At 59.3% G+C, this 26268-nt stretch carries 24 protein-coding genes, 1 tRNA gene and 3 pseudogenes; 8 read left to right on the forward strand and 20 right to left on the reverse strand.

Annotated elements, in window-relative coordinates; genetic code table 11:
• The first annotated feature begins 90 nt into the window (after window positions 1-90).
• Genes AB5I78_RS18680 through AB5I78_RS18690 form a run of 3 tightly spaced genes read left to right on the forward strand, consistent with a single transcriptional unit; the run spans window position 91 to window position 4546 of the window.
• On the forward strand, window positions 91-2283 hold the full coding sequence (locus AB5I78_RS18680; protein WP_369300994.1) for a TonB-dependent receptor: 2193 nt from the start codon (window positions 91-93) through the stop codon (window positions 2281-2283).
• Between the two features lie 2 nt (window positions 2284-2285).
• Window positions 2286-3617, forward strand: a complete 1332-nt coding sequence (locus AB5I78_RS18685) for an LLM class flavin-dependent oxidoreductase (protein WP_369300995.1) — start codon at window positions 2286-2288, stop codon at window positions 3615-3617.
• Complete coding sequence (locus tag AB5I78_RS18690) at window positions 3614-4546, forward strand: sulfonate ABC transporter substrate-binding protein (RefSeq protein WP_369300996.1); 933 nt, start codon at window positions 3614-3616, stop codon at window positions 4544-4546. Before AB5I78_RS18685 ends, AB5I78_RS18690 begins: the two co-directional genes overlap by 4 nt.
• A 163-nt stretch (window positions 4547-4709) precedes the next feature.
• Here AB5I78_RS18690 and fecE read toward each other — a convergent pair whose 3' ends face one another.
• From fecE to AB5I78_RS18720, 6 genes and pseudogenes are all read right to left on the reverse strand, one after another.
• The gene (gene fecE, locus AB5I78_RS18695; protein WP_145165876.1) at window positions 4710-5501 is read right to left on the reverse strand and encodes a Fe(3+) dicitrate ABC transporter ATP-binding protein FecE; all 792 of its coding nucleotides are present in this window, start codon (window positions 5499-5501) and stop codon (window positions 4710-4712) included.
• A gap of 4 nt (window positions 5502-5505) precedes the next feature.
• Window positions 5506-6474: an iron ABC transporter permease gene (locus AB5I78_RS18700; RefSeq protein WP_145165875.1), complete on the reverse strand. Its 969-nt coding sequence runs from the start codon at window positions 6472-6474 to the stop codon at window positions 5506-5508.
• Complete coding sequence (fecC, locus tag AB5I78_RS18705) at window positions 6471-7460, reverse strand: iron-dicitrate ABC transporter permease FecC (protein WP_369300997.1); 990 nt, start codon at window positions 7458-7460, stop codon at window positions 6471-6473. The genes AB5I78_RS18700 and fecC overlap by 4 nt, the downstream gene beginning before the upstream one ends.
• A 2-nt stretch (window positions 7461-7462) precedes the next feature.
• Window positions 7463-8377, reverse strand: a complete 915-nt coding sequence (locus AB5I78_RS18710) for a Fe(3+) dicitrate ABC transporter substrate-binding protein FecB (protein ID WP_370004784.1) — start codon at window positions 8375-8377, stop codon at window positions 7463-7465.
• Between the two features lie 354 nt (window positions 8378-8731).
• A complete protein-coding gene (locus AB5I78_RS18715; protein WP_369300999.1) occupies window positions 8732-11137 on the reverse strand; it encodes a TonB-dependent siderophore receptor in 2406 nt (801 codons plus the stop codon).
• A gap of 96 nt (window positions 11138-11233) precedes the next feature.
• Window positions 11234-11365: pseudogene (locus AB5I78_RS18720) on the reverse strand (Lrp/AsnC ligand binding domain-containing protein); the annotation flags it as partial.
• Window positions 11366-11607: 242 nt separating this feature from the next.
• On the opposite strand from AB5I78_RS18720, the gene AB5I78_RS18725 reads away from it, so the two are divergent.
• On the forward strand, window positions 11608-12234 hold the full coding sequence (locus AB5I78_RS18725; RefSeq protein WP_106580540.1) for a CatB-related O-acetyltransferase: 627 nt from the start codon (window positions 11608-11610) through the stop codon (window positions 12232-12234).
• 96 nt (window positions 12235-12330) lie between these two features.
• Here AB5I78_RS18725 and AB5I78_RS18730 read toward each other — a convergent pair whose 3' ends face one another.
• Window positions 12331-13953: a methyl-accepting chemotaxis protein gene (locus AB5I78_RS18730; protein WP_369301000.1), complete on the reverse strand. Its 1623-nt coding sequence runs from the start codon at window positions 13951-13953 to the stop codon at window positions 12331-12333.
• A gap of 493 nt (window positions 13954-14446) precedes the next feature.
• Entirely contained in the window at window positions 14447-15085 is a 639-nt protein-coding gene (locus tag AB5I78_RS18735; protein WP_370004786.1) for a lysis system i-spanin subunit Rz, read from the reverse strand.
• A gap of 152 nt (window positions 15086-15237) precedes the next feature.
• On the opposite strand from AB5I78_RS18735, the gene AB5I78_RS18740 reads away from it, so the two are divergent.
• On the forward strand, window positions 15238-15771 hold the full coding sequence (locus tag AB5I78_RS18740; RefSeq protein ID WP_369301001.1) for a hypothetical protein: 534 nt from the start codon (window positions 15238-15240) through the stop codon (window positions 15769-15771).
• 221 nt (window positions 15772-15992) lie between these two features.
• Here AB5I78_RS18740 and AB5I78_RS18745 read toward each other — a convergent pair whose 3' ends face one another.
• The 3 genes and pseudogenes from AB5I78_RS18745 to AB5I78_RS18755 form a co-directional block, all read right to left on the reverse strand.
• Window positions 15993-16223: a hypothetical protein gene (locus AB5I78_RS18745; protein ID WP_262210326.1), complete on the reverse strand. Its 231-nt coding sequence runs from the start codon at window positions 16221-16223 to the stop codon at window positions 15993-15995.
• A gap of 57 nt (window positions 16224-16280) precedes the next feature.
• Window positions 16281-16619, reverse strand: a complete 339-nt coding sequence (locus AB5I78_RS18750) for a hypothetical protein (protein ID WP_369301002.1) — start codon at window positions 16617-16619, stop codon at window positions 16281-16283.
• Window positions 16603-16747 (reverse strand): annotated as a pseudogene (locus AB5I78_RS18755) (chemotaxis protein); the annotation flags it as partial. The pseudogene AB5I78_RS18755 and the gene AB5I78_RS18750, both read right to left, overlap by 17 nt.
• On the opposite strand from AB5I78_RS18755, the pseudogene AB5I78_RS18760 reads away from it, so the two are divergent.
• Window positions 16741-17521, forward strand: a pseudogene (locus AB5I78_RS18760) (tyrosine-type recombinase/integrase); the annotation flags it as partial. The pseudogenes AB5I78_RS18755 and AB5I78_RS18760 sit on opposite strands and share 7 nt — an antisense overlap.
• 69 nt (window positions 17522-17590) lie before the next feature.
• Here the strand turns inward: AB5I78_RS18760 and AB5I78_RS18765 are convergent.
• The 9 genes from AB5I78_RS18765 to thrS all read right to left on the reverse strand — a co-directional run bounded on the left by AB5I78_RS18765 (window position 17591) and on the right by thrS (window position 25047).
• A tRNA-Pro gene (locus AB5I78_RS18765) sits at window positions 17591-17667 on the reverse strand.
• 90 nt (window positions 17668-17757) lie between these two features.
• Entirely contained in the window at window positions 17758-18114 is a 357-nt protein-coding gene (locus tag AB5I78_RS18770) for a MerR family transcriptional regulator (RefSeq protein WP_003174972.1), read from the reverse strand.
• The gene (gene ihfA / locus AB5I78_RS18775; protein WP_002553164.1) at window positions 18095-18397 is read right to left on the reverse strand and encodes an integration host factor subunit alpha; all 303 of its coding nucleotides are present in this window, start codon (window positions 18395-18397) and stop codon (window positions 18095-18097) included. Before ihfA ends, AB5I78_RS18770 begins: the two co-directional genes overlap by 20 nt.
• Window positions 18398-18400: 3 nt before the next feature.
• A complete protein-coding gene (pheT, locus tag AB5I78_RS18780) occupies window positions 18401-20779 on the reverse strand; it encodes a phenylalanine--tRNA ligase subunit beta (RefSeq protein WP_369301004.1) in 2379 nt (792 codons plus the stop codon).
• Between the two features lie 26 nt (window positions 20780-20805).
• Complete coding sequence (pheS, locus tag AB5I78_RS18785) at window positions 20806-21822, reverse strand: phenylalanine--tRNA ligase subunit alpha (RefSeq protein ID WP_057721572.1); 1017 nt, start codon at window positions 21820-21822, stop codon at window positions 20806-20808.
• Window positions 21823-21931: 109 nt separating this feature from the next.
• Window positions 21932-22288 (reverse strand): 50S ribosomal protein L20, encoded by a 357-nt coding sequence (rplT, locus tag AB5I78_RS18790; protein WP_053257052.1) that lies wholly within the window; start codon window positions 22286-22288, stop codon window positions 21932-21934.
• Window positions 22289-22318: 30 nt separating this feature from the next.
• Window positions 22319-22513 (reverse strand): 50S ribosomal protein L35, encoded by a 195-nt coding sequence (gene rpmI / locus AB5I78_RS18795; RefSeq protein WP_002553160.1) that lies wholly within the window; start codon window positions 22511-22513, stop codon window positions 22319-22321.
• Between the two features lie 60 nt (window positions 22514-22573).
• Window positions 22574-23125 (reverse strand): translation initiation factor IF-3, encoded by a 552-nt coding sequence (gene infC, locus AB5I78_RS18800; protein ID WP_015884933.1) that lies wholly within the window; start codon window positions 23123-23125, stop codon window positions 22574-22576.
• Window positions 23125-25047 (reverse strand): threonine--tRNA ligase, encoded by a 1923-nt coding sequence (gene thrS / locus AB5I78_RS18805; RefSeq protein ID WP_119742672.1) that lies wholly within the window; start codon window positions 25045-25047, stop codon window positions 23125-23127. Before thrS ends, infC begins: the two co-directional genes overlap by 1 nt.
• 368 nt (window positions 25048-25415) lie before the next feature.
• On the opposite strand from thrS, the gene AB5I78_RS18810 reads away from it, so the two are divergent.
• A complete protein-coding gene (locus AB5I78_RS18810; RefSeq protein ID WP_106580537.1) occupies window positions 25416-25727 on the forward strand; it encodes a hypothetical protein in 312 nt (103 codons plus the stop codon).
• Window positions 25728-26019: 292 nt separating this feature from the next.
• Window positions 26020-26232 (forward strand): cold-shock protein, encoded by a 213-nt coding sequence (locus AB5I78_RS18815; protein WP_003234260.1) that lies wholly within the window; start codon window positions 26020-26022, stop codon window positions 26230-26232.
• Window positions 26233-26268 lie beyond the last annotated feature (36 nt).

A 26268-nucleotide genomic window follows, 5' to 3' on the forward strand; every position in this document is an offset into this window, starting at 1 on the left:
TACTCGCTCGAGCGAATGCCCAAGACACGACACAGGCGCTGACGGTCGCAGAACCGCAGCGGTTCAGGGCATTTTTGGAGCGGGCACAGCATGCACAACTTTCCACGTCACACTCATTTATTGTTTCTCGCCGGGCTGACCGCCCTCCCCGCGCCGGGCGTATTTGCCGCCGATGAGCAAGAACCCACGCTCAAATCCATCACGGTTACCGCGACGCGGCGTGAAGAGTCGCTGCAAAAAGTCCCGGTGGCGGTCTCGGTACTCGATGGCGAACAACTGGAGCGCGATAACCGCAACGGCGTGGCGAGCATCGTGCAGCAAGTGCCGTCGCTGAACTTTCGCACCGGCGCGTCGAACAAGGACACCTCGTTGTTCGTGCGCGGCGTGGGCACCATTTCCACCTCTCCAGGCGTTGAACCGACCGTGGCCACAGTGATCGACGGCGTGGTGTATGCGCGTCCAGGCCAGGCCACCCTCGACCTGCTGGACCTTGAGCGCATCGAAGTGCTGCGCGGCCCGCAGGGCACCCTGTTCGGCAAGAATGCCTCGGCCGGCGTACTGAACATCACCAGCAAGGCACCCACCGCCGAGACCCACGGCTATATTGATCAGTCGTATTACAGCGGCAACGAAAGCCGCACGCGTTTCGGTATTGGTGGCAGCCTGGTGCCGGGGGTGCTCAAGGGCTCGATCAGCACGCTGCTGGGCAGTTACGACGGTAATGTGGATAACAAAAATAACGGCCAGGAGATCAACGGCTACAACCACAAAGGTATTCGCGGCAAGCTGGAATTCACCCCCAGTGACGAGGTGAAACTGACCTTGATCGCCGACTATATGCAGGCCCATGACGACGGCCCGAATGGCGTGGTGAGCAAGTCGCTGACACCCGCGTTTGCCAATGCGTTGAGCCCGGTGCGCGCGTCCAGCGACAACCGCGATATCAACACTGACACGCGCAACCATGTCGAAGACACCAATAAAGGGTTATCGGCGCAGCTGGACTGGAACCTGGGCGACTACACCCTGACCTCGATCACCGCCTGGCGCGGCTGGGACAACACCCAATACCAGGATGGCGACCGCCTCGGCACCATAACCGCCGCCTTCCCCGGCACCGCCGACAAGGGCGAGCTGGCCTTCGACCAGTACTCCCAGGAACTGCGCCTGGCCTCGCCCAAGGGTGAGTTCCTGGAGTACGTCGGTGGCCTGTTCTACATGCATGGCAAGGACGAAGAGACCTACCAGCGCACGCTGACCACCCCGGCGCGCACCGACCGCGGCATTGCCGACTACACCACCACCAGCGACAGCTACGCGGCATTCGGTGAAACCACGCTGAATTTCACCTCACGCTTTCGCGGCATCGCCGGCCTGCGCTACACCCACGACGACCTGAAATACGATCACCGCCGCGTGTCGACCTCCGCCACCACGGTGAGTGGCATTCAACCGGCCACCCGCAGTGCCGGTTCGGTAGACGAGGACGGCTGGTCCGGGCGGTTGGGCGTGCAATTCGACATCAGCGACAGCATCACCAGCTACCTGACCTACTCACGTGGCTACAAAGGCCCGGCGTACAACGTGTTTTTCAACATGCAGCCGCGCGACACCAACGCCCTCAAGCCAGAAACCTCCAACACCTGGGAAGCCGGGATCAAGGCCACCAGCTGGAACAATCGCCTGACCACCAACCTTGCGGTCTTCCACAGCGACTACGACAACTACCAGGCCAACTTTTTCGACACGGTCGCCGGCCAAGTCGTGACGCGCCTGATCAACGCCGGCAGCGTCAGCACTGAAGGTGTCGAACTCGATTACGCCTTGCAGGCCACCCAGCAACTCAAGCTGTCCGGGGCCTTGGCCTACACCCGTGCACGTATTGACGAATTCGCCTGCCCCGCCGGTGCGGCGGCAACGTGCAACGTGAATGGCAAACCACTGCCGTTCAGCCCGGACTGGAAAAGCTACGTGCGCGCCGACTACAGCATCCCGCTGGAGAACGGCCTGGACGTTGAGCTGGGCACCGACTACAGCTGGCAGAGCGAAGTGCAGTACGACATCAGCCAGAACCTCGACACCAAACAAGGCGCCTACGGCATCTGGAACGCCAGCGTGGCCCTGGCCGATTACAGCAATGGCTGGCGCGTGGCGCTGTTGGCCAAGAACCTCGCCGACAAGTCTTATTCACCGCTGCTGGCCAGCGGCGGCAACTACATCTACCGCGCCGTACCCCGTGACGATGAACGTTACTTCGGCGTGCAACTGCGCAAGGATTTTTAAGCATGAGCCGTCAATTGAAACTCGGCGCCTTTCTCATGGCCACCGGGCACCACGTCGCCGCCTGGCGCCACCCGGACGTGCCGGCCAACGCCGGGCTGGATTTCGCCCAGTACAAACGTCTGGCGCAGATCGCCGAGGCGGCCAAGTTCGACGCGCTGTTCGTGGCCGACAGCATTGCCGCCGCCACGGGTGAGATCGCCAGCCAGATGGCGCGTTCGGATCACTTCGAGCCGCTGACGTTGCTCTCGGCGTTGAGTGCGGTAACGGCGCATATCGGCCTGATCGCCACGGCGACCACCAGCTACAACGAGCCCTACCACGTGGCCCGCAAATTCGCCTCGCTGGACCACCTCTCCGGCGGGCGCGCCGGCTGGAACCTGGTGACCTCGGACAATGCCGCCGAGGCGCAGAACTTTGGTCGGGATGAGCACCTGGGCCATCGCGAGCGTTACAGCCGGGCGCGGGAATTTCATCAGGTGGTGACCGGGCTGTGGGACAGCTGGGAAGACGACGCTTTTGTGCGCAACAAGGCCAGCGGCCACTACTATGACCCGGCGAAACTGCATGTGCTGGACCACGTCGGCGAGCATTTCCGGGTCAAGGGCCCGTTGAACGTGGCCCGCTCGCCACAGGGCCAGCCGGTGGTCGTGCAGGCGGGTTCTTCCGAAGCCGGCCGGGAGCTGGCTGCGCAGACCGCCGACGTGGTGTTCACCGCGCAAACGTCGCTGGCCAATGCGCAGGCGTTTTATGCCGACCTCAAAGGGCGCCTGGGCGGCTACGGGCGTGAGGCCGACGCGCTGAAAATCATGCCCGGCGTGTTTGTGGTAGTGGGGCCAACCGAGGCTGAGGCACAGGCGAAATTCGAGGCGTTCCAGGCGTTGGTCGAGCCCGAGGTGGGCGTGGCTTTGCTGGGGCGGATGCTGGGTAATTTCGACCTGTCCAAGTACCCGTTGGACGGGCCGTTGCCGCCGCTGCCATTGACCGACAGCGGGCAACGCAGCCGCCAGCAATTGCTCAGTGACCTAGCGAATCAGGAGCAACTGACGCTGGCGCAACTGGGCCGGCGGATTGCCGGTGGTCGCGGGCATTACAGCCTGATCGGCACGCCGGTGCAGATTGCCGATGAGCTGCAACGCTGGTTCGAAAACGCTGCGGCCGATGGTTTCAATATCCTGGTGCCGCATTTGCCGGGAGGGCTTGAGGACTTTGCCCAATGGGTGGTGCCCGAGTTGCAGCGGCGCGGCCTGTTCCGGACCGACTACACCGGCAGCACACTCAGGGAACACCTCGGTTTAGTGCGCCCGGCGAATCGTTTCAAGGCGGCTCAGGCATGAAAATCCCTTTGCTGTTGCTGACCTTGCTGGCCGTCACCGACACCGCGCTGGCGGCCGACCCCGCCACCCTGCGCATCGGCTATCAGAAAGGCTCTATCGCCCTGGTACTCGCCAAGGAACATGGCCTGCTGGAAAAACGCTTTGCACACACCGCGGTGAAATGGGTCGAGTTTCCCGCCGGCCCGCAGATGCTTGAGGCACTGAACGTGGGCGCGCTGGATGTAGGCTCTACCGGCGATATCCCGCCGCTGTTCGCACAAGCGGCCGGTGCCGACCTGGTCTACATCGGCGCCGAACCGCCCAAGCCAACCGCCGAAATCCTCCTGGTGCGCAACGACAGCCCGCTGCACTCGGTTGCCGACCTCAAGGGCAAAAAAGTGGCCTTCCAGAAGGGCTCCAGCTCCCACAACCTGATCCTGCGCGCCTTGAATAAAGCAGGCCTGCGCTATCAGGATATTCAACCGGTGTACTTGCCCCCGGCCGACGCACGCGCGGCGTTCGAGCAAGGCAGCGTGGACGCCTGGGCGATCTGGGAACCCTATTCGTCATTGGCGTTGAGCCAGAGCCCGAGCCATGTGCTGGCCAATGGCGAGGGCCTGGGTTTGTCGGGGCCGATGTACACCGCGCGGCGTGAGTATGCACAGGCGAACGGCGCGTTTATCCATGCTCTGCTGGGTGAACTCAGTGCCGCCGAAGCGCTCACCCGCAGCGAGCGTGAAGACAGCTTGAAGGTGCTGACCGCCTTTATGGGCCTGCCTGCCGAGGTGATTGCCCGCTATATGGATAACCGCCCGCCTTCGCCGATCCTGCCGATTGACGAGACGGTCATCCAGGCGCAGCAAGCGACGGCGGATCTGTTTTATCAGAACCGTTTGTTGCCCAAGGCCATTGAAGTGAAGAAAGCCGTGTGGAGCGCTGAAGCCAACTGAGGCCAGGCATTGTGGGAGCGGGATTGCTCGCGAATAGAGCGTGTCAGCCAACACATCAGGTGGCTGACCCACCGCATTCGCGAGCAAGCCCGCTCCCACAGTTTTAACTGCATTTCACATCAAGCCACGCAGGGCACGGTGGTCAGTAGCAGGTTGAGTGGCGTCAGGCTTGATTTCGGGTGCTTTTTTCCACGAGGCACATCGGTGTGCCGGCCACCGGCTCGCGCATGATCTGTACCTGCACATCGAACACTTGACGCATCAGTTCGGCGCTGATCACTTCGGCGGGCGCGCCGTGCGCGACCAGTTTGCCGCCGTGCATCACCGCCAGGTGGTCGGCATAGCGGCAGGCCTGGTTGATGTCATGGAGCACGGTGATCACGGTCTTGCCTTCGGCGGCCAGTTCGCCCATCAGGTCGAGCAGTTCGACCTGGTGACTGATGTCGAGGTAGGTAGTGGGTTCGTCGAGCAGCACCACCGGTGCGTTCTGCGCCAGCACCATCGCCAGCCACGCGCGTTGGCGCTGGCCTCCGGACAAGTCCGCCAGGGCGCGGTCGGCCAGGGCGTCGAGTTCCAGGCGCTGCAGGGCTTGGGTCACGTGGGCCTGGTCGTTGCCGCTCAGGCGCCCCCACAGCGAGTTATGCGGGCTGCGGCCATAAGCGATGAGTTGGCGCACGCTGACGCCTTCCGGCACCGGCAGCACCTGGGGCAAAAATGCGATCTGTTGTGCCAACTGACGAGCGGACAGGCTGGCGTAGGCTTGATCCCCCAACGTCAACTCGCCCTGGCTTGGCTTGAGGATGCGCGCGAAGGCCTTGAGCAAGGTGGACTTGCCGCAGCCATTGGGTCCGATCAACGCAGTGACACGCCCCGGTGGCGGCGCGAACGACAAACCCTGCACGATGCGCGTGGCGCCGTAGCCGATATCGAGTTGATGTGCTTTTAAAATGCTCATGTCATCAGCCCTTGAACCGTGCCAGCAACCAAAGAAAATACGGCGCGCCAATCACCGCCGTCAGCACCCCCGCAGGGATTTCGCTGGGCGCGATCAACGTGCGCCCGAGGGTGTCGGCCAGCACCAGCAACAGCGCGCCGATCAGCATCGCCGCCGGCAGCAGATACAGGTGATGCCCTCCGACCAGCCGCCGCGCCATGTGCGGCGCGACCAGGCCGATAAACCCAATCGGCCCGATCACCCCCACGCCGAGGCTGGTCAGGACCACCGCGCACGCCATCGCCAACCAACGCGTGCGGGTCAGTGCGGTGCCCAGGCTGTGGGCGGCTTCGTCACCCAGGGCGATCAGGTTCAGCGGTTTGGCCAGGCACAGGCCCAACGGAATCAGCAGCAGAAACGGCAACACCAGCGCCACGTGGTGCCAGTTGCGGCTCCACAAACTGCCGGTCAATGCGAGCAAGGCGGTGTTGATATCCAGCGGATGGGAGAGGATCAGAAATTCAGTAACGCTGGACAACGTGACCGCAATCGCCACGCCCGACAGCGCGAAACGCACCCCGGAAAAACTCACGCCGGTGTTGTACAGCGCGAGCAGCAAGGCGCCACCCGCACCGCCGAGGCAGGCCACCAGGGGCAACCAGGCAATCGGCATGTGCGGCCATCCGATGATCGCCACCGTCAGTGCCAGCCCGGCGCCCTGAGTGACGCCGAGGATTTCCGGCGAGGCCAGCGGGTTGCGAATCACACCCTGGACAATCGCCCCGGCCAGGCCGAACGCGCAGCCGGCGAGGATGGCGATCAGGCTGCGTGGCAGGCGATGGTTCCACACTTCGAAGTCGAGGGCGTTGTGGGCCAGCAGACGGTCCAGCACCGTTTCCGGGGTGAGCCACACCGTGCCGGCACTGAGGCTGACACCGGTCGCCACCAGCAACATGCCGAGCAACAGCCATAGGCGTAATCGGGGTTGGGTCATAGCGCGCGCCTGGCAAGAAAGAGGAAGAACGGCGCACCGATCAGCGCGGTCACCACACCCGCCGGAGTTTCCACCGGAAAGGCCACAGCGCGGCTGAGCAAGTCGGCGCCGAGCACGATCGCCGCGCCCAGGGCTGCACTCAGCGGGATCAGCCAGCGGTAGTCATTGCCGAGAAATTGCCGAATGATATTCGGCGCGATCAGCCCGACAAAACCGATGGGGCCGACGGCGCAGACGCTGGCCCCCACCAGCAACAGGCTGGCGAAAAATACCTGCAGACGCAGGCTGGCGATGCCCACGCCCAGCGAGCGTGCAGCGTCTTCGCCCAGGTTGATCAGGTTCAGGCGCGGCGCGCACCACAGCGCCCACAGGCCGCCGATCAAGGTGCAAGGCCAGAGTAATTGCACCTGGGCCGCGCCGACGTTCGCCAGGGAGCCGGCCAGCCAGTTCAGCACGCTTTGTGCCTGAGCCTCGACCAGAATCACCGTGAGCCGCGTCAATGCTGCGCACAGCGCCGCCACGGCCACGCCGGCCAATACCAGCAGGCCTTGGGCGGTGGCGGGCGACCACGCACCGCCCAGACTGAACACGGTAATCCAGGCCAATGCGCCGCCCACGCAGGTCATCAACAATGCGCCGCCGGCAAAGGGTGGCGCGACCAAGCCGGTCGAGAACAATGCCAACCCCAGCGCCGCACCCGCCGTTACACCAAACAGCGACGGCGATGCCAGGCGGTTGCGGGTAATGCCCTGCATCAGCGCACCGGCCAGGCCCAGGCAGGCCCCGACCAAGGCCGCGCATACCGCTCGCGGCACCCGCAACTGGGCGACGATATAGGCCATATTGCCGCCCACGCTGCCCTGGTGAACCAAGCCATTCCAGGCATCCGTCGCCGTGAGGGTGAACGGTGACCAGCTGTACAAAGAGAGCCAGAACAATAAAGCGCCCAGCAGCACGATACTCGCTGCCGCGAGACTTCGGCCCATGCTTATTGGCTCAGTACGGCTTTGCCGCCTTTGAGAATGGCCAGGGCGTCTTCGGCGATTTGCTCCGAGGCCAACACACCGCGATTGCGCGCCCAGCTGTCGCCGTCGACTTCGGCCACATGGTGGTTACGCACCGCACCGAGCACTTGCCACAGCGGCTGCTTGCTCCAGGTGTCGACGATGCTTGGGCGGCGGTAGTGACCGACCAGCAACCAGCCCGGATCCAGCGCGAGCAATTGCTCCAGGCTGACAAACTCAGTGGGGGCGGCGTTGGCGCGCACCGAAGGTACTTTCAGGCCAATGGCTTGCAGCACGCTGCCGGCATAGGAGTCCGGGCCGTGCACGGAAAAGCTGTCTTCCCGGGCGACGCCGAACAGTACGCTGGCACCGGCGGGTATCTGCTTGGCAATCGCCTGCAAATGCTCGCGGTTCTGCGCGATACGCGCCTCCATCTGCGGGCTTTTACCCAGGGCCTTGCCGATCAGCTCGGCGGACTTGAGGCTGCCCTCGTAATCCTCACCACGCGAAGGCAACAGCAAGGTGGGCGCGATGCTCGACAGGTCGCTGTACAGCGCCTGGTGGCGATTGAGGTCGGCGACGATCAGGTCCGGCTTGAGCCGGGCGATTTCCTCGATGCTCGGCTGCGAGCGCAGGCCCACCGATTTCCATTGGCCGATGGCCTGGCGCACGCGTGGCAGCACTCGGTTGGCGTCGCCATCATCGGCAGCGCCTACGGGCGTAACGTCAACAGCGGCGAGGCTGTCGAGAAAGGAAAACTCCAGCACCACCACGCGCTTGGGCACATCCGGCAAGTGCACTGCGTGCTGACCATCATTGAGGTCGATGGGTGCAGCGCTTAACACGCTGGACGAGAACGCCAGGAGGCAGGCGGCAAGGGTCGGGATGGAGCGCAGCATTCGCATGACAGGGACCTCGGCGTTGGAACACCCCGGCTGGACAGGCTGGGGAAAACGGCGGGTACTATTCCATATCGGGGCGATGCAATCAAAAAACATTCTTATTAACGCTTTTTCATTTACAGGCGCTGTACATCCTGTTGGCAGTTGGGCTGCTGTGGCGAGCGGGCTTGTTGTGGCGAGCGGGCTTGCCCCGCGTTGGGCTGCGCAGCAGCCCCTATTCAGTCACCGCAGTTTTTTCAGTCAGAACTCATTGGCAGGTTTTGGGGCCGCTTCGCAGCCCAACGCGGGGCAAGCCCGCTCGCCACATCAATCACGCTTGCCTCGACAAGCGCTCGCCCTCAAGTTGCGCAGTTAGAAGTCGACGGTGGCCGAGAGCAAGTAGGTACGCGGCGTCGACAGGGTCAATCCCGGTTCGCTGTCATCCGAGGCCCCGGCCGAGCTCCAGTAGCGTTTATCGGCGACGTTCTCGATATTGGCGCGCAAGGTGATGTGTTTGTCATCCACCTTGAAGGCGTAACGCGCGCCAACGTCGATGCGGTTCCAGGCATCAATTTCTTTCACGTTGGACTGATCCAGGTACTGCGAGCTGGAATAAATGCCCCGGCTGGTCAGGGTCAAACCCTCGAGCGTCGGCACATCCCATTCCGCCCCCAGGTTCACGTTGTACTTGGGCGTGGCCGGCGCGCGGTTGCCGTCGTAGGTGCCGTTGGTGGTATGGGTCAGCTCGCTGTCGATGTACATCACGCCACCGAGCAGGCGAAAGCCCTTGAGCGGCTCGCCAAACACACTCAGCTCCACCCCGTCGTTCTGGCGTTTGCCGTTGGGGCCGAACACCCGCGTGGTCGCGTTGGTCTCATAGGCTGGCTGTTTGATGCGGAACACGGCGGCGGTGACGGCGAAGGCGCCCGCGTCGTATTTGGCACCGACTTCGACCTGGCGGCTGATGAACGGCGGGAAGATTTCGTCTTCGTTGATCGAGGTAGAAGGTGCGATTTTGCCCTGGCTCAGGCCTTCCATATAGTTGGCATACAGCGACAACGTGTCGGTGGCCTTGAAGAGGATGCCACCCGACGGCGAGACTTTTTCCTCGTCATAGGCGGTGTCACCTTTGACGTTGTCGGTCCAGTCATCCACCTTCACCCGCTGCCAGCGCGCGCCGAGGGTCAGCAGCAATCGGTCGTCGAAGAAACCCAGGGTGTCGGACAGCGCGACACCGCTGAACTTATTCTCCGTGTAGACCTTGGAATCGAAGCGCGTCGGCCGCGAGGGGGTCGGGGTTTGCACGGGGTCGTAAAGGTTACTTGGCGCCGCCGCGTACCGCGCCCCGCCATTTTCAAAGTCCATATAGAAGTAGCTGGCAGCCAGGTTGAGCTCATGGCTGACGGGGCCGGTGTGCAACCAACTGCGCACTCCCGCCGTGGCGGTACGCACGTTTTCTTCACGGGTGAAATCACGCGGCTGCACGCTGAAATCCCCGGCGTTGTTGGTGACGGACACTGCGTGGCGCAGGAAGTCGTGATTACTTTTTCGCGCGCCGACACCGCCGTAGAGCATCACGCTATCAGTGAGGTCGAACTCGCCGTTGACGGTGCCGAACGTATCGTTGGTGCTGGCCTTGCTCCAGGGTTGCGCGTAGTTGCGGCGCACATCGCTGGCACTCGGCACGCGGGCATTCGGGCCGATCTGGACACGCTCCTGCGGGGCATCGGTGTCACGCTCGGTGTGACCGATGTCAGTGGAAAGGCGCAGACGTTCGCCACGAAAATCCAGGCCCAGAACGGCCATCTCACGGTCGACACTCTGGTGGTCCCACTCGGTGTCGCCAGACTGCTTCACGCCGTTGAAACGGATGCCGAATTTGTTGTCCTCACCAAAGCGCCGGCCCACGTCCACCGCACCGCCAGCCTGGCTGCCGGAAGCCCAGGTGCCGGTAAACGAATTGATGTCTTTGTCGGTGGCGCGCTTGGGCACCACGTTGATTCCGCCGCCGACGCTGCCGCGTGGTGAGATGCCGTTGAGCAACTGGCTAGGGCCTTTGAGGATATCGACGCGCTCGGCCATTTCCATGTCGATGGTGTACGTCGGCAAAACGCCGTACAGGCCGTTGTAGGCCACATCACTGTTGAACAGACTGAATCCGCGAATGGTGAACTGCTCATAGCGCCCGCCGGCCGGGTTGGTAGCGCGCACTGAGGGGTCACTGGCGATCAGGTCGCCGAGGGTGCGCGCCTGCTGGTTCTTCACCGCTTCCTCGGTGTAGGTGGTCATGCTGAACGGCGTTTCCATGAAGTCCCGCGAACCGAGCAAGCCCTGCGAACCACGACGCGCCACTTGCCCGCCAGCGTAGGTATCGCCGCCCTCCTGCCCTGCGCTGCCGATGATTGACGTCGGCGCCAATTGCAGGCTGCTGCCTTCGGGCACCGGCACCAGCCTGTACGCCTGCTCACCCATCGGTTGCAACTGCAGGCCGGAGCCTTGCAACAGGTAAGCAAAGCCCTCCTCCACGCCATATTCGCCGGCCAGGCCACTGCTGCTGCGACCGCTGACCAACGCAGGATCTACCGACAGATTAACCCCCGACAACCCGGCGAAACGGGTCAGCGCCGCGCTCAGGCTGCCAGCCGGCACCTGGTAGCTGCGCCGAGCACTGCTGTCTTCGGCGTAGCTGATCGGGACGAATAATGGGCTGGCACTGAGGCTCAGCATCAGGCTCAAGTTCAGTAACGGGCGCAGGCGCAAGGGTGGGACGGCGGGCATTGGCGGAAGCTCTCGATTTGATTCACTTGCCATGAATGACAGGCGAGGTGAAAAAAAGGGACAGGCATCGGCCATTTTTTTCAGGCAATGAAGCGCTCAACTGATCGGTACTTTTAGCCCCACCTTGACCCGGTCCAGCGCCTGGTATTCCCGCAGGCTGGCGACATTCAGTATCAGCACGAAATCCACTTCGCCGGTGACGGGGTAGCAATGGTGCACCTGGGGCAGGATCGACCCGTCGAAACCGTCCAGGACCAGGGTGTGGAAGAAGGTCAGTGGGTGCGCCTGGCGTGCCTGATCAACCCTGCTGGTGACGTTGATGGGACTTTGCTGCTGGCGGTGGTTGGCAGCTAAACGCTTACGTGCCAGGGTTCTCCCGGCCATTACCCTGAGCATTTTCGTCTTGCATAGAAGCCACCCATTGCTCAGGATGGCGGCCTGATTTCAACCTCTGCAAGAAGGCTCGACGCATGAAACTATTGCGTAAATGGCGCGAACACCAAGCGCGCAAGGCATTGCGCGCGCTCTCCCCCCTGGAGCGTTCGACGCAGAAACTGCGCAACCGTTACCCCGACTACAGCTTTGGCATCGGCACCTACGGAGACCTGAAGGTTCACGACTGGCATGAAGGCACGACCTTGCGCGTAGGTGCCTACACGTCCATTGCCGGCAATGTCGAAGTGTACCTGGGGGGCCATCATCGCACCGACTGGCTCAGCTGCTATCCCTTCCCGGCCAAGGTCAAAAGCCTCGCGCACATCACTGATTTTGGTGGCAGCAAGGGCGACGTGATCATTGGCAATGATTGCTGGATCAGCTCGCACGCGAAGATTCTGTCCGGCGTCACCATCGGCAATGGCGCGGTCGTCGCGGCCGGCTCGATTGTGACCAAGGATGTTGCCCCGTACGCCATCGTGGGCGGCAACCCCGCCAAACATATCCGCTGGCGCTTCGATGAGCCCACCCGCCAGATCCTCGAACAGTCCGCCTGGTGGGAATGGCCGGAAACCGAGGTGCGCGCGATCGCTCATTTACTCTGCAGCACGGATATCGACCCGTTTGTGGATTACCTCAAGCAGCGCGCCACTGGCGCCTGACGGGTGCCAACAGGCAGCCATGCAAAACTTACGCGCATGAAAAAGCCCAACCTTTGCAGGTTGGGCTTGATCAAGAATATGGTTTCTGCCACTCCATTACAGACGAAACCGACCTACTTCCTGTTTAAGTCCTATCGCCAACTGATTCAAATCGTTGCTGGTGCGCAGAAGATCTTGCACAGACTGATTATTTTGCTCAGCCATCTGTGCAGATCGTTCGACGTTACGTGCGACGTCCTGACTTGCAGCTGTTTGCTCACGCAAGGCCAAAGAAATCTGTTCGACCACCTCGAGCACTTGGCCAGAGCTTTGACTAATTTCAGTAATAGCCTTGCCAGCTGACTCCGCCATTTCCACACCCTGGCTAACTTCCATCACGCCGCTGCGCATACTCTCCACAGTCTCACGGACTCCGAGCTGGATCTTGTCGATCATGCCGGCAATTTCCTGGGTAGATTTACCGGTGTTCTGCGCGAGCAACCGTACCTCGTCGGCGACTACTGCAAAGCCGCGGCCTTGTTCACCCGCTCGAGCAGCCTCAATGGCAGCGTTGAGGGCGAGGAGATTGGTTTGATCTGCGATGCCTTGAATAACACTGATAATGGTAGATATCTGCTCGGAATGGTGGCCCAACTCTGACACTTTGGTTGAGGCATGCTGCACTGTCTTCGCGATACCATTCATGCTGGTCAGTGTGTTCTGGATGACAGTGGATCCATCTATTGATTGCTGACCAGAGCGGTGAGCGAGTCCGCCGGCCTCGCCTGCGTTGTTGGATACATGGTTGATACTTACCGTAAGTTCTTCAACCGTGGCCGCCATCGCGGATGCCGAGTTTGATTGTTCGTTTACCGCGCTGGAAAGCTGCTCCGAAGCTCCTGAAATCTTCTGTACGGATTCAATCAATTGACTGGCAGCTTGATTGATCTGCTGAATCATTTCCCGCAGGCGCGTTTGCATGCGATCAAATGCCCTGGGCAGTTCATCGCTGCTGCTGGTATCAATCACGGTGTCCAATCTACCTTCGGCAACCGCTGTCGCCGCGTCTATAGCCACTTGCAGGCGGGCGCGCGTGGTACGGCCTAAAGCATAGGCGAGGATGACCGCCAAAAAGGCCGCAATCAAACCACCGGCCACCAGAATCGTAATCGCGCGATCCTTGGCGTTGTTCATCTCTTGAGTGCGGCTTGCCAACAGAACGTCTTCTGCCTGCGATAGCTCTGCAATAATGCCGCGCATGCCATCCATTTTGGCTTTGTCTGCGCCGCTGCTTATGCGCTGATTCAGCGAATCACCGGAGGTGCCGCTTTGCGTCAGCTCACGCCGTTGCGCGATGATCGAATGAACGTCTTCGTCCAGCCACCGCTTTTGTAGCTGCTCCAATGAGGCAAGCCGTTTCTGCTGCTCGGCGTTATCAATCGTCAGTTCTTTGAGCGTCGCAAGACTGCTAGAGAATGTACTTTCACCGGCAATCTGGGGCTCAAGAAAGTTGTCCTTGCCGGTGATGACGAAGCCGCGCATACCGGTCTCGATATTGATCAACTGTTCAAGGGCTATCTTGGACTGACTTAACACGCGATAACTGTGGACGTTGCTGCTGATCGCACTGTCGACCTGTCCAAACCCACGGTATGCGCTGATGACAAGGATGCCCAACAGAAACACGATGGCGGCAAAGCTGAGGTAGAGCTTTTGGGAAATACTGAGTTTGCTATACATATGTATGCTCGAATGGTGGAGCATCCTTGGCTCGGACTTTTAGATTTTTAATGCAAAGATCGAATGATGTCGTATCGACATCACTCTTTATCGACTGCTAGTGCCCTAGCTTGAGTGGCGCTCTCAACAGGCATCAAATTTACTGGAGTGCGCCTTAAGACATGAGTCTGGGCATCACGTTTAGTCAACGGAAAGCCCCCATAGCAGGCTGCCACCCCTCACGGGAAGCGGAGCCAAAGCTGCAGAATGGTTGGAGTCCGCTCGATCACTGCTTGTCTCCCACTCATAACCTGTAGCCGCTGGTGGACCGGTGATCGAGCTTCTAGCAAAACAATGGCTCATTGACATCATCGCAACCATCCGACAACCTCTATTTAAGTGTAGGAATGTTGAAACAGCGGTTAGGAAAACCCCTACCCCAATGCGCTGGTCACAAAATCGACGGCAGCGATGAGCAAGACAAAAGCGCCAAAAAGGACTGCTTATCCATAACTTAATAACTCCTCCAGTGCGAAGTTAAAATGCTTTTCACATAACCCTGACAGGCCCGCAGCGCGATCAATCCTTGGTCGCCGGCGTCGGTGATGCCGATAATTCTTTGAACATGCGCTGGGTCAAGTTGGGCTCGACGGGCTGCCTGAACCACGCCGACGGTGCCGGCGGCGGTAGGCACGTTGCAGCCACTGGCTGGGTCGTCGGCAAGGAGGACTGACAGCCGCACATCAGCAGTGGCAAGGCGATCGCGCAAAAGGGCCTGGTTGCGTTGAGCATCGGATAGTTCTCGGGTGTGTTGTTGGTCCTGGGCCGCGAGATCCTGCTCGATGGCCAGGCGCTTGTTCTGTTCTGCGCGGGCTTGCGCGCTGGCGGCTTTAGCTATTGCGGCCAAATCATCCTTGTGCAGGCCGGCCTGCTCGGCGAACCAATCACGCATCTGTTGCTCCATCCGGGCTTTCTGCCAACCGCCGGCGCGGAACGCTACTTGTTCGGCCTGGCCAAGAACTGTTCTGCCCTGCTTCTCGAAGCTCGATGACGCCCACATCACCCGGATGTCTGCATCCAATAGGTGGGCATGGTCTTCGTTGTGAATGCTACCGGTGTCGGCAAGGATCTCGGCTTGGAGCCAGTCCCACACCTCTGGAGCTGGGGTCAGGCGAATATTGTGAGAAGACAAAATCTAAGGGATCGAGCAACGAAGCAGCAGGCATCGGCCTTTTCACGACTCCCCCATAACGTCTTTGAGATGGTAGGTTCTCGTGCGTAACGAACGACCTAGAGCTTAATGAAATGAAAGACCTGAGCCATCAAGAACCTAAGCCCCCAAGATTCAAACTTCTTAGCTTGCTAAAGGACGGGACGTGGTTTGCAAGCTTCACAGTGCTGTTAATTTTTGCGATCAATGTCGTAGATGAACGAAGTCAACTTAGAAGCGACGTCAAACACCTGACTGACACGTTGGCGGAGGTGAGAAAGGACCTTGAGTCAGCTCACCTCGAAAACAAGCAGCTCAACGATTCACTGCTCCAAAGCCGAATCGATCTCGCCACGAAAGAGGTTCGTCTCGAAGAGTTCGATAAACAACTCGCCTCCATCAATCGGGGCGCTTTGAACTCTAAGGCAGAAGCTGAAACCTACAAAGCACTCACGGCATCTGATAAACGCTGCGAACCCTACAGGCAAGATATTTCAAGACTGGAGAGCAAACTCGCTATATCGGCACTGGATGTATTCTCGACTCGAGGAGAGCAGCGCAAAGAGACACTGGCGGCGCTGGAACGGAGCAAAGACTCATTGGATGCTTGCATGGGGATAAAACGTTAACTGCCTGATCTCACCCCAGCTCCTTAACGGCTATTCAACTCACCATGATGTGGGTTTGTACGTGTGCGTGCCCATGCAGCTCCGCGACGATCAGCCCTTGAGGGATTCCGGCGACCCGAGCAGCGTCGACCGCCTTGGCGATGGCCACATCCAGGTCGGTCAGTGCCTTGTGATGTCCTGGCTCATCGGCAGCGCGTGGCGCAGGCGGGTTACATTGCTCTTCAGCTGAACGGATCGGCAGGTTTCGCGATCGAGCGCACAAACCACATGAAACCCTGCTGCAGATTGGACTTTGCCAACGCTAACAGTCGCGGGTCAACGCCTTCAATCTGGCCGATCTGCTTGAACAGCTCGCCGGCGTCGGCTTCCAGAGCTTTGATCGAGTTCATGCCGTCGATCTCGGACTGACTCAGGTCGCGGTAGCCGGTGATTTTCTTGTGCTGGTTATCCATGGGGGATTCCTCATGATTGCGCGCCACGATTTGGCGCATTCGAAAACGTGGCGCGGATTACGGCGCCTGCCGCTCTACCGCTTCGCTGACCTTCTCGGCCGCCTTGCTAGCGGTATCAGCCACCTGGACTGCGGAGCGTGAAGCGTCTTGCACCTTCACTGCAGCGTCCTGGGTCTTCTCGGCCAGGGTAGTCAGTCGCAGGTCGCGCTTGCCCAGGGCGACGTCGTAAGCGGCGCGAACCTCGGCAAGCTGTTTGGTCTGCTCGCTACTGGCGGACCACACGCCGGCTTGGTAGCCAAGTGTCAGCCCGCCGAACACCAGCAGGATCGCAATGACCCATACTTCGGCGCGCCGCCACCAATGGCGGGCGATGAAGTTGATTGCGCATCTGTCCATCAGTTGATGCCTCCCAGCTTGATTCGCAGTCGGGCGATCTCTTCGCTCTGCGAGATGACCGTTGCCATGACCTGCGCGACCTGGCTTGTGAGGGATTCGATCTTCCCTTCCATGCGCCCTACTGCAGCGCGTCGTCAGGATTTTGAACCTATGCCACCGCAAATGGCGCGATGCTGAAAAGCGGCCGTGGCTGGAGAGCGTACCGATGATATCGATGCTTGAGGAAAAGAGGTCTGCCCGGAAACCCTACCCGATGTCCTGGGAAGAGCAGACGATTCTGTTCCCTGAACTGCCGGATCACCTGTTGAGGATGGCCCTCTATAAGGTGAACACGGGGTGCCGGGAACAGGAAGTGTGCAAGTTACGATGGGAGTGGGAAATACGGGTGCCGGATCTGAACACCAGCGTGTTTTTGATACCTGCCGGATTCGGTGGGCGAAGTGATAAAGCTGGGTAAAGAACGGCGATGAACGCCTGGTGATCTTGAATAGAGTGGCGATGAATATCATCGACAAGCAGCGCGGCCTGCATAAAGACTTGGTGTTCCCCTACGGACAGCCAGATCAATATGGGGCCACTACCATGGACAGAATGAACGACTCCGCCTGGAGGAAGGCCAGGAAGCGCGCGGCGGACAAGTGGGAGGTAGCCAACCAGTCGCCGGCGCATCCAGGGTTCAGGTCATTTCGGATTCACGATCTGAAGCACACCTTTGGCAGAAGGCTACGTGCAGCAGGTGTGACAGAGGAAGATCGGAAAGCATTGTTGGGGAACAAGAACGGCAGCATTACGAGCCACTATTCTACCCGGAGCTGCAGCACCTGATTGAGGCTGCGAACAAAGTGTCGGCAACTGACTCTAGGGGGCCAGCGCTGACTATCTTGAGAAGGAAATCGGGCTGATCCCCCGCAAAAGTCCCTACGCATGAAAAAGCCGAACTGGTTAGAGTTCGGCTAAGTCATTGAAAAATATGGTCGGGACGGAGTGATTCGAACACTCGACCCCTAGCACCCCATGCTAGTGCGCTACCGGACTGCGCTACGCCCCGACTAGGCGTGTTACTGGGTTCGCTTCGCTACGAAGCGATCCGGAATATACCGCAAGCTTTTGAAATGTGGAAGTATTTTAAAAGCCGACGTTATTTCTTCAAAACCACCAGCACATCTTCGAGTTCGGAGATCATCTGGCGGATCAGTTGCTTGTATTGGGTGGTGTCGTCTTTGGCTTCATCACCGGACATGCGCTGGCGCGCGCCACTGATGGTGAACCCCTGATCGTACAGCAACGCGCGGATCTGTCGGATCATCAGCACATCCTGGCGCTGATAATACCGACGGTTCCCGGTGCGTTTGACGGGGTTGAGTTGAGGAAACTCCTGCTCCCAATAGCGCAGCACGTGCGGCTTGACCGCACAAAGCTCGCTGACTTCACCAATGGTGAAGTAGCGTTTGCCTGGGATGACGGGTAGTTCGTCGTTATGACTTGGTTCCAGCATAAGCCTCAACTCGGGCCTTCAACTTCTGCCCTGGACGAAAGGTGACCACACGGCGAGCCGTGATCGGGATTTCTTCTCCCGTTTTTGGATTGCGGCCAGGCCGCTGGCGTTTGTCCCGCAGGTCAAAATTGCCGAAACCGGACAATTTGACCTGTTCGTTGTCTTCCAGAGCGTGCCTGATTTCTTCAAAAAACAGCTCGACCAATTCCTTGGCTTCGCGTTTGTTCAGACCCAGCTCTTCGTACAGACGTTCCGCCATCTCAGCTTTCGTCAAAGCCCCCATACGTCACTTCCTTAACGTGGCGTTCAACCTTTGTTCAAGCGAGGTGAGGATATTTTGTGTCGTGGTATTCACCTCATCGTCATTAAGAGTGCGCGATGGATGCTGCCAGGTCAAGCCAACTGCAAGGCTTTTTCTATGCGGATCAATGCCTTTACCCTGATAGACGTCAAATAGCCTGAGGTCTGTCAGCCATTCCCCTGCATTTTCACGGATTACATCCAGAACGGCAGTGGCGGCGACTTCGCGATCGGCGATCAGGGCCAGGTCACGACGCACTTCAGGGAAGCGCGACAACTCGCTGAATTTAGGCATCTTGCCCGACGCAACTTCCGCCAAGACTAGCTCAAAAACGAATACCGGACGGTCCAGGCCGAGGGTTTTCGACAACTCCGGGTGGATGGCACCTACGTAGCCCACCAGGCGCCCTTCGCGTTCGATACGCGCAGTCTGGCCTGGGTGCAACGCTGGGTGGCTTCCCGGCACGAACGTGAAATCGTCAAGCGCGCCGGCAAAGCCCAATACCGCTTCCACGTCAGCCTTGACGTCGAAGAAGTCCACGGCGTCGCGGCCTTGGGCCCAGCCCTCAGGCAGGCGGCTGCCGCACACCACGCCAGCCAGCATCGGTTCTTGTTTCAGGCCGTCGAGTTGGCCGACAAAACGCAGACCGCTTTCGAACATGCGCACGCGGTCTTGCTGACGATTAAGGTTGTGGGACAGTGCCTTTACCAGGCCCGGCCACAACGACGAACGCATGGCCGCCATGTCGTTCGAGATCGGGTTAGCCAACAGCAGTGGCTCGACGCCCGGGTTGAACAGCTCGAACTGTTTAGGATCGATGAAGCTGTAGGTCACCGCTTCCTGGTAGCCACGAGCGACCAGCAGGCGACGCAACTCCGGCAGGTGCGCACGGGCCTCAGCTTTAGGCTGCGGCGCCAGGCGTGCTTGCGGATAGCGAACCGGCAGGCGGTTGTAGCCATACAGGCGGGCCAGTTCTTCGATCAGGTCGACTTCCAGGCTGATATCGAAGCGATGGCTTGGTACTTCGACGTGCCACTGCCCTTCCGCGCCCGCGGAAATGCTCAGGCCGAGGGCCGACAGCAGTTGCTCGATCTGAGCCGGCTCGATTACCAGGCCGAGCATTTGCTCGACGCTCTTGGCGCGCAAGGTGATCGGTGCAACGGATGGCAGGTGCTGCTCGCTCACGGTTTCAGTGATCGGGCCAGCTTCGCCGCCGGTGATTTCCAGCAGCAGGCCAGTGGCGCGCTCCATGGCTTCACGGGCCAGCTTCCAGTCCACACCACGCTCATAGCGGTGCGAGGCATCGGTGTGCAGGCCGTAGGAACGGGCTTTGCCAGCGATGGCGATCTGATCAAAGAACGCACTTTCAAGGAAAATATCACGCGTGGTCGCGAACACGCCGCTGTGCTCGCCACCCATAACGCCGGCAATGGCCAGGGCGCGGGAATGATCGGCGATCACCAGGGTATCGGCGCGCAGGGCCACTTCCTGGCCGTCGAGCAAGACCAGTTTCTCGCCTTCTTCGGCCATGCGGACGCGAATGCCGCCGTTGATTTCGGCGAGATCGAACGCGTGCAACGGTTGTCCCAGCTCCAGCATCACGTAGTTGGTGATGTCGACGGCAGCGTCGATGCTGCGCACGTCGGCGCGGCGCAGGCGCTCAACCATCCACAGCGGGGTTGGCTTGGACAGGTCGACGTTGCGGATCACACGGCCCAGGTAACGCGGGCAAGCGTTGGGAGCCAAGACCTCGATCGGGCGCACTTCATCGTGCACAGCGGGCACGGCGGCAACCACTGGACGAGTAACCGGGACGTTATACAACGCACCCACTTCACGTGCCAGACCGGCCAGGGACAGGCAGTCGCCACGGTTCGGGGTCAGGTCGACCTCGATGCTGGCGTCTTCGAGTTCCAGGTAAACGCGGATGTCCTGGCCCACTGGCGCGTCGGCCGGCAGTTCCATCAGGCCGTCGTTGCCTTCGCCCACTTGCAGTTCAGCCTGGGAGCACAGCATGCCGTTGGATTCAACGCCACGCAGCTTGGCTTTCTTGATCTTGAAGTCACCCGGCAGTTCGGCGCCGATCATGGCAAACGGAATCTTCAGGCCCGGGCGCACGTTAGGCGCTCCGCACACGACCTGAAACGTCTGCGCGCCGTCACTGACCTGGCACACACGCAATTTGTCGGCATCCGGGTGCTGCTCGGTGCTCAGCACCTCGCCCACCACGACGCCGCTGAAAACACCGGCGGCCGGCGTGACGCTATCGACCTCAAGACCGGCCATCGACAGACGAGCAACCAGCTCGTCGCGATCTACCTGCGGGCTTACCCAGCCACGCAGCCATTGTTCACTGAATTTCATCCTGCTCTCCTAAAGATTCGTTACGACTAGCGAAATTGCGCGAGGAACCGCAAGTCGTTGTCGAAGAACAGACGCAAGTCGTTCACGCCGTAACGCAGCATGGCCAGGCGCTCAACGCCCATGCCGAAGGCAAAGCCCGAGAACTCTTCCGGGTCGATCCCGGACATGCGCAGCACGTTAGGGTGAACCATGCCGCAGCCCATCACTTCCAGCCAACCGGTCTGTTTGCAGACGCGGCAGCCTTTGCCGCTGCACATCACGCATTCCATGTCGACTTCAGCGGACGGCTCGGTGAACGGGAAGAACGAAGGACGGAATCGCACCGCCAGCTCTTTTTCGAAGAACACCCGCAGGAATTCTTCGATGGTGCCTTTGAGATCGGCGAAATTGATGTCGCGATCAACCAGCAGGCCTTCGACCTGGTGGAACATCGGCGAGTGGGTGATATCCGAGTCGCTACGGTACACACGGCCTGGGCAGACGATGCGGATCGGCGGCTTGGTCGCTTCCATGGTGCGGACCTGTACCGGCGAGGTATGGGTGCGCAACAGCATGTTCGCGTTGAAATAGAAGGTGTCGTGCATCGACCGGGCCGGGTGATGGCCTGGGATGTTGAGCGCCTCGAAGTTGTGATAGTCGTCTTCGACCTCAGGGCCTTCGGCAATGCCGTAGCCGATGTGGGTAAAGAACTGCTCGATACGCTCCAGAGTCCGGGTGATCGGATGCAGACCGCCCGAGGCCTGGCCACGGCCAGGCAGGGTCACGTCAATGGACTCGGCGGCGAGTTTGGCCGCAAGATCGGCCTCCTCGAGCGACGCCTTGCGCGCATTGAGAACCTCTGTGACACGCTCCTTGGCAACGTTGATCAGCGCACCGACTTGCGGACGCTCTTCAGCCGGCAAATTCCCCAGGGTCTTCATCACCTGAGTCAATTCACCTTTCTTGCCAAGGTAGTGAACCCGGATTTGCTCCAGGGCATTTACATCTTCAGCGCTTTGCACAGCCTCAAGGGCTTGAGCGACGAGCGCGTCCAGGTTTTCCATGTACAGACTCCAGATACAAAATAGGGGAAGAGCTTGAAGGCTCTTCCCCTATTTATGACGTTTACCACCTTGAGCTGCAGGAGCAGCCCAGGGTGACTGTCGGGGGTACTTAAGCCAAGGTGGCTTTAGCTTTCTCGACAATCGCAGCAAACACCGCTTTATCGTTCACGGCCAGTTCAGCCAGAACCTTACGGTCGATTTCGATGGACGCTTTTTTCAGGCCAGCGATGAAACGGCTGTAGGACAGACCGTTAACACGAGCACCAGCATTGATACGAGCGATCCACAGAGCGCGGAACTGACGTTTTTTCTGACGACGGTCACGGTAGGCGTATTGGCCTGCCTTGATTACCGCTTGCTTGGCAACACGGAATACGCGTGAGCGTGCGCCGTAGTAGCCTTTAGCGAGTTTCAGAATTTTTTTGTGACGTTTACGGGCAATGACGCCACGCTTTACACGAGCCATGAGTTACTTCCTCTAGTCTTGATCCAAAAATTAACGAAGGCGCAGCATGCGCTCGACTTTTGCCACGTCAGACGGATGCAGCAAGCTGCTACCGCGCAGTTGACGCTTACGCTTGGTCGACATTTTGGTCAGGATGTGGCTCTTGAAAGCGTGCTTGTGCTTGATACCGTTAGCAGTTTTCAGAAACCGCTTAGCAGCACCACTTTTAGTCTTCATCTTTGGCATGTTCGGATACTCCGCATTCAGTTGATAAACATAATCAGAAGGCCTGCCGTGCCCTGTTGATTACTTCTTCTTTTTCGGGGCGATGACCATAATCAGCTGGCGTCCTTCCATCTTAGGATGCTGCTCGACGGAACCGTACTCCAGCAGGTCAGCTTCAACCCGCTTGAGGAGTTCCATCCCCAGCTCCTGGTGGGCCATCTCACGGCCGCGGAATCGCAAGGATACCTTGGCCCTGTCCCCATCACTCAGGAAACGTACCAGGTTGCGCAGTTTTACCTGGTAATCCCCTTCCTCCGTCCCTGGACGAAACTTGATTTCTTTTACTTGAATCTGCTTCTGGTTCTTCTTCGCTGCGGCAACCTGCTTCTTCTTCTCGAAGATCGACTTGCCGTAGTCCATCACCCGGCAAACGGGTGGGATTGCATCGGCGGAGATTTCCACCAGGTCCAATTTGGACTCTTCAGCAATACGAAGCGCTTCATCAATCGAGACGATGCCAATCTGCTCGCCGTCAGCGCCAATTAACCGAACCTCGCGTGCCGAGATATTCTCGTTGATCGGGGCTTTCGGTGCAGCTCGTTTATCTTGTCTCATTTCACGCTTAATAATAATTACTCCGAATCTGGGCGACCACGCCGGGAAACCGCTTGCGCGAGGAACTCAGCGAACTGGGCGACGGGCATCGAGCCCAGGTCAGCACCTTCACGAGTACGCACAGCGACAGTCTGCATCTCGACTTCCCGATCTCCGATAACCAAAAGATAGGGAACCTTGAGCAAAGTATGCTCGCGGATTTTAAAGCCGATCTTTTCATTTCTCAAGTCGGACTTGGCACGAAATCCGCTTTCGTTGAGAGTTTTTTCAACTTCAGCCGCAAAATCTGCCTGTTTATCAGTGATATTCATGATCACTGCCTGGGTCGGAGCAAGCCACGCAGGGAACGCACCCTCGTAGTGCTCGATCAGGATTCCGACAAACCGTTCGAACGAACCAAGGATCGCTCGGTGCAACATAACCGGGTGTTTCCGGCTGTTGTCTTCGGAGACGTATTCGGCTCCCAAACGGATCGGCAGGTTAAAATCGAGCTGCAAAGTACCACATTGCCAGACACGACCAAGACAATCTTTCAGCGAGAACTCGATTTTCGGACCGTAGAAGGCGCCCTCACCCGGCTGCAGATCGTACGCAAGGCCCGCGCTGTCTAGGGCTGCGGCCAGTGCAGCTTCGGCGCGATCCCACAGTTCGTCGGAGCCGACGCGTTTTTCCGGACGAGTGGACAGCTTCATTTCGACTTCGGTGAAGCCGAAATCGCGATAAACGTCCATGGTCAGTTTGATGAACGCGGCGGATTCAGCCTGCATCTGCTCTTCGGTGCAGAAGATGTGGGCGTCGTCCTGAGTAAAACCGCGCACGCGCATAATGCCGTGCAGCGCACCCGATGGCTCGTTACGGTGGCAGGCACCAAACTCGGCCAGACGCATCGGCAACTCGCGGTAGCTTTTCAGGCCCTGGTTGAACACCTGCACGTGGCATGGGCAGTTCATCGGCTTGATGGCGTAGTCGCGGTTTTCCGACTGAGTGGTGAACATGTTGTCGGCGTAGTTGGCCCAGTGCCCGGATTTTTCCCAGAGGCTGCGGTCAACGACCTGCGGAGTCTTGATCTCCAGGTAGCCGTTTTCGCGCTGAACCTTGCGCATGTACTGCTCGAGCACCTGGTACAGGGTCCAACCGTTCGGGTGCCAGAACACCATCCCAGGCGCTTCTTCCTGAAGGTGGAACAGGTTCAGGCGCTTGCCGATCTTGCGGTGGTCGCGTTTTTCGGCTTCTTCAATGCGCTGGATGTAGGCCGCCAGCTGCTTTTTGTCAGCCCAGGCCGTGCCGTAGATACGCTGCAGTTGCTCGTTCTTTGCATCGCCGCGCCAGTAAGCGCCGGACAGCTTGGTCAGCTTGAACGACTTGAGGAAGCGCGTATTCGGCACGTGCGGGCCACGGCACATGTCGACGTATTCTTCGTGGTAGTACAGGCCCATGGCCTGCTCGTCCGGCATGTCTTCCACCAGACGCAGCTTGTAGTCTTCGCCACGCGCGGTGAACACGTCGATCACCTCGGCGCGCGGCGTGACCTTCTTGATTACGTCGTAATCTTTTTCGATCAGCGCGTGCATGCGCGCTTCGATAGCGGCCAGGTCGTCCGGAGTGAAAGGACGCTCGTAGGCGATATCGTAATAGAAGCCTTCATCGATAACCGGACCGATCACCATTTTTGCCGTGGGGTACAGCTGTTTAACCGCATGGCCGATCAAGTGCGCGCAAGAGTGGCGAATGATCTCCAGCCCCTCTTGATCCTTGGGCGTGATGATTTGCAGGCTGGCGTCGCTGGTGATCAGGTCGCTGGCGTCAACCAGCTTGCCGTCGACTTTGCCGGCTACGGTGGCCTTGGCCAGGCCTGCACCGATAGAAGCGGCGACCTCGGCTACGGATACCGAATGATCGAATGAACGTTGACTGCCGTCGGGAAGAGTAATAGTTGGCATGGCGCCTCCTCTCCTAGTGGTGACCCCTACCAAAGGTCACGTGGGTTGGGATGAGCCAGTACAAGATCCAACACCAGGCCGTTCAATGATGAACGCCTGCCTTACAGCGGCAGGAGCCTTTCGGCCAACCGATAATCGAACCAGAGTGACTGGAGTGAGCTAAAAAGAACATGGCAAGGCGGCAACTTGGCACGCCTGGAAATAGCCAGGCCGAGGATGCTAGCACAGATGAACGGTCATCGTGCTGGCGCCGCCTTTCTGAAAGACAAATTCGAGGCTTTATAGGTGCAAAAGTGAACTTGAGCTGTACGCCATGCCTCAAACACACCGAGAATCGCTGTTCGTCCTCGACCCAAAGGAGCATCCACATGATGCGTTTCACCTCGACCCTCGCTCTCGCTGCTTCCCTGGCCTTCCTGTCGCTCGGCGCCCAGGCAGCCGCCCCATCGAACTGGCCAACCGGCGCTCGCGACAACTTCATCAAAGATTGCAGCTCGGCAGCCCAGCAAAGCGTGGACGCCAAAACTGCCAAAGACCATTGCGAATGTGGCGCTGACAAGATCAACGCCGAATTGAGCACTGCAGAGATCAAGGAGCTCATGACCAACCAGAACGCAGATCCGGCGCTTAAGAACAAAGCTGTCGCGGCTATTTCGTCCTGCAAAGTCGTGAAGAAATAATCAGAACGACCACTGATCAGACGGCCGTCGCGCTGAAAAAACAGCCTGAAAACTGCCATTTCGCACAAATTACGCAGCTTTTACGGCTTTTTTTAACAGCTGATATTTCGCACCAAAGCCCCGTAAATCGGGGCTTTCAGCCAGCCCAGACAGCAAATGCAACGCTATTGATTAGCAAACAATGCCTTGGGGGGGCTCCCAAGTCGAACATTTCGACTATGATAGCCAAGTGTGCCCAGTTGGCCTGAGCAGCACAGCACTACTGAAAATATATGTTTCTTGGAGATACACCATGTCTAATCGCCAAACCGGCACCGTTAAATGGTTCAACGATGAAAAAGGCTTCGGCTTCATCACTCCTCAAGGTGGCGGTGACGACCTGTTCGTACACTTCAAAGCTATCGAAAGCGACGGTTTCAAAAGCCTGAAAGAAGGCCAAACCGTTTCCTTCGTGGCTGAGAAAGGCCAAAAGGGTATGCAAGCTGCACAGGTTCGCGGCGAGTAATTCTCCGCTGAGCTAAAAAAAACCCCGTCCATGTGA

The organism is Pseudomonas sp. N2-3-1-14, assembly GCF_041228395.1.
In the GTDB taxonomy this organism is placed as follows: Bacteria; Pseudomonadota; Gammaproteobacteria; order Pseudomonadales; family Pseudomonadaceae; genus Aquipseudomonas.

Excerpts from the sequence above, each read along its gene's own strand:
- AB5I78_RS18685 (WP_369300995.1), top strand. The coding sequence starts at position 2,286 with ATGAGCCGTCAATTGAAACTCGGCGCCTTTCTCATGGCCACCGGGCAC.
- AB5I78_RS18710 (WP_370004784.1), bottom strand. The coding sequence starts at position 8,377 with ATGCTGCGCTCCATCCCGACCCTTGCCGCCTGCCTCCTGGCGTTCTCG.
- AB5I78_RS18750 (WP_369301002.1), bottom strand. The coding sequence starts at position 16,619 with ATGGACAGATGCGCAATCAACTTCATCGCCCGCCATTGGTGGCGGCGC.
- rplT (WP_053257052.1), bottom strand. The coding sequence starts at position 22,288 with ATGGCTCGTGTAAAGCGTGGCGTCATTGCCCGTAAACGTCACAAAAAA.
- rpmI (WP_002553160.1), bottom strand. The coding sequence starts at position 22,513 with ATGCCAAAGATGAAGACTAAAAGTGGTGCTGCTAAGCGGTTTCTGAAA.
- fecE (WP_145165876.1), bottom strand. The coding sequence starts at position 5,501 with ATGAGCATTTTAAAAGCACATCAACTCGATATCGGCTACGGCGCCACG.
- AB5I78_RS18730 (WP_369301000.1), bottom strand. The coding sequence starts at position 13,953 with ATGTATAGCAAACTCAGTATTTCCCAAAAGCTCTACCTCAGCTTTGCC.
- AB5I78_RS18810 (WP_106580537.1), top strand. The coding sequence starts at position 25,416 with ATGATGCGTTTCACCTCGACCCTCGCTCTCGCTGCTTCCCTGGCCTTC.
- fecC (WP_369300997.1), bottom strand. The coding sequence starts at position 7,460 with ATGGGCCGAAGTCTCGCGGCAGCGAGTATCGTGCTGCTGGGCGCTTTA.
- pheS (WP_057721572.1), bottom strand. The coding sequence starts at position 21,822 with ATGGAAAACCTGGACGCGCTCGTCGCTCAAGCCCTTGAGGCTGTGCAA.
- AB5I78_RS18740 (WP_369301001.1), top strand. The coding sequence starts at position 15,238 with ATGAAAGACCTGAGCCATCAAGAACCTAAGCCCCCAAGATTCAAACTT.
- AB5I78_RS18770 (WP_003174972.1), bottom strand. The coding sequence starts at position 18,114 with ATGCTGGAACCAAGTCATAACGACGAACTACCCGTCATCCCAGGCAAA.
- AB5I78_RS18700 (WP_145165875.1), bottom strand. The coding sequence starts at position 6,474 with ATGACCCAACCCCGATTACGCCTATGGCTGTTGCTCGGCATGTTGCTG.
- AB5I78_RS18725 (WP_106580540.1), top strand. The coding sequence starts at position 11,608 with ATGAAACTATTGCGTAAATGGCGCGAACACCAAGCGCGCAAGGCATTG.
- AB5I78_RS18745 (WP_262210326.1), bottom strand. The coding sequence starts at position 16,223 with ATGGATAACCAGCACAAGAAAATCACCGGCTACCGCGACCTGAGTCAG.
- thrS (WP_119742672.1), bottom strand. The coding sequence starts at position 25,047 with ATGCCAACTATTACTCTTCCCGACGGCAGTCAACGTTCATTCGATCAT.
- ihfA (WP_002553164.1), bottom strand. The coding sequence starts at position 18,397 with ATGGGGGCTTTGACGAAAGCTGAGATGGCGGAACGTCTGTACGAAGAG.
- AB5I78_RS18715 (WP_369300999.1), bottom strand. The coding sequence starts at position 11,137 with ATGCCCGCCGTCCCACCCTTGCGCCTGCGCCCGTTACTGAACTTGAGC.
- AB5I78_RS18815 (WP_003234260.1), top strand. The coding sequence starts at position 26,020 with ATGTCTAATCGCCAAACCGGCACCGTTAAATGGTTCAACGATGAAAAA.
- AB5I78_RS18680 (WP_369300994.1), top strand. The coding sequence starts at position 91 with ATGCACAACTTTCCACGTCACACTCATTTATTGTTTCTCGCCGGGCTG.
- pheT (WP_369301004.1), bottom strand. The coding sequence starts at position 20,779 with ATGAAATTCAGTGAACAATGGCTGCGTGGCTGGGTAAGCCCGCAGGTA.
- AB5I78_RS18690 (WP_369300996.1), top strand. The coding sequence starts at position 3,614 with ATGAAAATCCCTTTGCTGTTGCTGACCTTGCTGGCCGTCACCGACACC.